The organism is Leptolyngbya sp. FACHB-36 (genome assembly GCF_014695955.1).
In the GTDB taxonomy this organism is placed as follows: Bacteria; Cyanobacteriota; Cyanobacteriia; order Leptolyngbyales; family Leptolyngbyaceae; genus FACHB-36.
In genome coordinates this window covers 1-3,235 of sequence record NZ_JACJPG010000340.1, presented here as the reverse complement: position 1 = coordinate 3,235, position 3,235 = coordinate 1, and the positions used below count along the sequence as shown (strand labels likewise).

The 3,235-nt window shown below is 53.6% G+C and carries 5 protein-coding genes; 3 read left to right on the top strand and 2 right to left on the bottom strand.

The genetic code is table 11. The annotated features are described in order from the left end of the window. Both H6F43_RS09740 and H6F43_RS09735 read left to right on the top strand, forming a co-directional pair. Positions 1 to 309: DUF4346 domain-containing protein (locus tag H6F43_RS09740; RefSeq protein WP_190342590.1), on the top strand; the 309-nt coding region annotated here is incomplete at its 5' end. Positions 310 to 348: 39 nt separating this feature from the next. Then, positions 349 to 1,023, top strand: a complete 675-nt coding sequence (locus tag H6F43_RS09735) for a Uma2 family endonuclease (RefSeq protein WP_190342589.1) — start codon at positions 349 to 351, stop codon at positions 1,021 to 1,023. 4 nt (positions 1,024 to 1,027) lie between these two features. Here the strand turns inward: H6F43_RS09735 and H6F43_RS09730 are convergent, their stop codons facing one another. Both H6F43_RS09730 and H6F43_RS09725 read right to left on the bottom strand, forming a co-directional pair. After that, positions 1,028 to 1,570: a redoxin domain-containing protein gene (locus H6F43_RS09730; protein ID WP_190342588.1), complete on the bottom strand. Its 543-nt coding sequence runs from the start codon at positions 1,568 to 1,570 to the stop codon at positions 1,028 to 1,030. Positions 1,571 to 1,698: 128 nt separating this feature from the next. Then, complete coding sequence (locus H6F43_RS09725; RefSeq protein ID WP_190342587.1) at positions 1,699 to 2,298, bottom strand: peroxiredoxin; 600 nt, start codon at positions 2,296 to 2,298, stop codon at positions 1,699 to 1,701. A 155-nt stretch (positions 2,299 to 2,453) separates the two neighbouring features. Between H6F43_RS09725 and H6F43_RS09720 the strand changes: the two genes are divergently transcribed. Beyond that, positions 2,454 to 3,235, top strand: a 782-nt coding sequence (locus tag H6F43_RS09720; RefSeq protein WP_190342586.1) for a glycogen debranching enzyme N-terminal domain-containing protein, incomplete at its 3' end; no start/stop codon positions are given.

Sequence of the window (3,235 nt, the reverse complement as noted above, 5' to 3'; positions counted from 1 at the left end):
GGTTATTTCATTATCTATATCAATCGGGATGAGAGGCTGATCTATGCCAAGCACTACGGCAACATCATCAATGACAAAGGGCTAGCCTGTGATCCAGAGACGGGCGAACCGATCGGCACCCGCGCAAAAGTAGAGCGCCCCCCGAATACCATTTTCAGCGGCAGAACGGCGAAAGAACTCTGCGTGCAGATTTTTGAAAAGCTCAATCCCTGCCCTGTGACTTGCCTCGACCATGCTGCTTACCTGGGACGAGAGTTCCAGCGGGCAGAGGTGGCACTGCTCAGCGGGCAGGAGTACGTGCAGGACTAGAAGACTCGTTGAAACTGACCTACCGGAACTGAGAAATCGATGTCTAAGCAGCCTTCGACCAAACGGCGCTTTTTAGAGAACGGCGATCGCCTGACGAGGCAAGAATTTGAGCGGCGCTACCACGCCATGCCCAATCTAAAAGCCGAACTGATTGAAGGAAAAGTTTACATGTCGTCTCCCGTCCGCATCGTCAACCACGGCAGACCTCACGCTCAGATCATGACGTGGCTAGGAACGTATTACGCCGCTACTCCGGGCATCGACTTAGGCGATAACGCCACCGTCCGCTTGGACTGGGACAACGAGCCGCAACCCGACGGGCTACTGCGACTGGAGCCAGCCAACGGAGGACGATCGCGCATCAGCGAAGACGGCTACGTTGAGGGAGCACCAGAATTGATCGTCGAAGTCGCCGCCAGCAGTGCATCCTACGATTTGGATGACAAGCTCAAGGTTTACCGCCGCAACAGCGTGCAGGAATATCTCGTGTGGCAAGTGGAAGACGATCGGCTTGACTGGTTCAGTTTGCAAGACGGCGCGTATGTTGCCCTACTGCCCGATGAAGCTGGCATCGTCCGCAGCCGCGTGTTTCCAGGATTGTGGTTAGCGGTGCCCGCGCTGCTAGCCGGGAATATCGCCACTGTTCTGGCTGAGTTGCAGACTGGGCTAAAGACTGCTGCACATCGCGATTTTGTACAAACGCTGAACGGGTAAAGCTCTACAGCCGATCGGCGATCGTCAGCAGCGCATCCACGCTGGCGTTGTGGTCCAGAAACGAAAACAAATGCTTGTAGCGGAGGACGCCGTGTCGATCCAAAACAAACTGAGCCGGAAGCGGTGCGCCGAGTGCCTGTCCAGTTTCGTAGGTGCGGAACGTTTGGCAGCTTGGATCGCTAAGCAGCGGCATTTTTAGGCTCAGATCACGAACGACAATGTTGCTTTGCGCGTCGTCGGTGCTGGTAATCATCAGCAAGGCAATATTGCGATCGCAAAACTCCTGATGCCGCTCATTTAACTCCTTAATGTGCGGAAAGCAGAAGGGGCAGTACTGCTTCTCCGTAAAGATGCGCGTAAAGGCAACAATCACGGGCTGCTTGCCGCGATAGTCTGACAGCGTTAAAGGCTGTCCGTTCGTGATGTTCGGCAGAGTAAAATCAGGCGTCGTTGCTCCTATCTGCAACGGACTGGTTGCCGGAATCGGCATCAAGTTGTTCAAGAAGCGTTGGGTCAGTAGCCCGCTAAAATCGGTTGAGGTCAGCATGAATCGGTGCGGTGAAAACTCAGGTGCGGTGAAAACTCAACAGTTGCTTCATTTACCCTAACGTAAGCTGCCACAAACAAAAAAGGTGGGCAGTACCCACCTCAAAACAAATAGCGAATGGCTAGCCACTATACCGCTGCAAAGTATTCCTTCGACTTCACAGGGTCCGGCGTCATTGTTGCGTCACCGGGCTGCCAACCTGCGGGGCAAACTTCATCCGGGTGAGACTGGACGTGCTGAATCGCTTGCAGTGTTCGCAGCGTTTCATCGACGTTGCGACCAAACGCGAGGTTGTTGATTGTGGCGTGTTGGATAACGCCGTCCTTGTCGATGATGAACAGACCGCGCAGGGCAACACCCGCCTCAGCAACTAGAACGTTGAATGCCGTGCTAATTTCCTTCTTGATGTCCGACACGAGTGGGTAGTTCAGGTCACCAACGCCGCCCGCTTTACGATCGGTTTGCACCCACGCCAAGTGAGAAAATTCACTATCGACAGACACACCCAACACTTCAGTATTCAGGTTCTTGAAGTCATCGTAGCGATCGCTGAAGGCGATAATCTCAGTGGGGCAAACAAAGGTAAAGTCAAGAGGATAGAAAAACAGAATGACGTACTTGCCGCGATAGTCGGACAGCTTAATCGTCTTAAACTCCTGATCGACCACTGCCGTAGCGGTAAAGTCAGGAGCCGATTGACCAACTTGCAGACATCCTTGTAGGGTCATGAGATACTAGCCTCCTTAGTAATCAGGTGCGTCTTTAGCTTGAAGAACGGTAAGTACGTTGCGTCGAGCACGTTGAGTGCCTACTGACGAACTCCTACGACTATATCATAGTCATAACGATTTTGAATAAGAGTCGCAAAAAGACTCTCTAGGCAATGGATAACGTTGATACACGAGAATGGCTTCTTACCAACGGGTTGGGTAGCTTTGCCAGCGGTACAATTTGCGATGCCCGAACCCGCACCTATCACGGTTGGCTGACAGCGGCGTTGAATCCGCCCGGTCGAAGGATACTGTTGCTGTCTCATGTGGATGCCAGCTTGGAAATTGCTGGACAAATCTTCTCTCTGGGAACAAACTTCTGGACTGATGACGAAGTTGGACCTACTGGCTACCAACTGCTGCAATCCTTTACGGTTGAACCGATTCCCACCTGGATCTGGGGACAGGCAGACTGGCAGATCAGCCGCCAGATCGTAATGCCGTTTGGGTTAGGTAGCGAGAAAGAGAGTGGACCACACACGCCGCCGCGGCATCGGGTGCTGGTGCAGTATCGCTATCAGGGTAGTGACCTAGCGATCGTGCGGTTGCGACCGTTGATCGCCGATCGCGACTTTCATCACTTGCAGTCTCACGACTCCGGCAAGACCTTTTCTCAGATACTTGGCGATCGCCAAGTGATGCTGCAAGCGTTGCAGAACGGCAAAGCAGGCACCCTATGGACTCTGGGCTGGAGCCAAGGACACTATCAACCCGAAGGTGCTTGGTACTGGCACTATTACTATCCCGAAGAGGCACAGCGCGGCTTAGATTACCAAGAGGACTTATTTAGTCCGGGCTATCTGACGGTGATGCTGCAACCCGGTGACGCGCTGACGATAGAAGCCAGCGTGGGTCTGCCGACTGGCTCGGTGCAAAACGCCAGCTTCGATCGCGC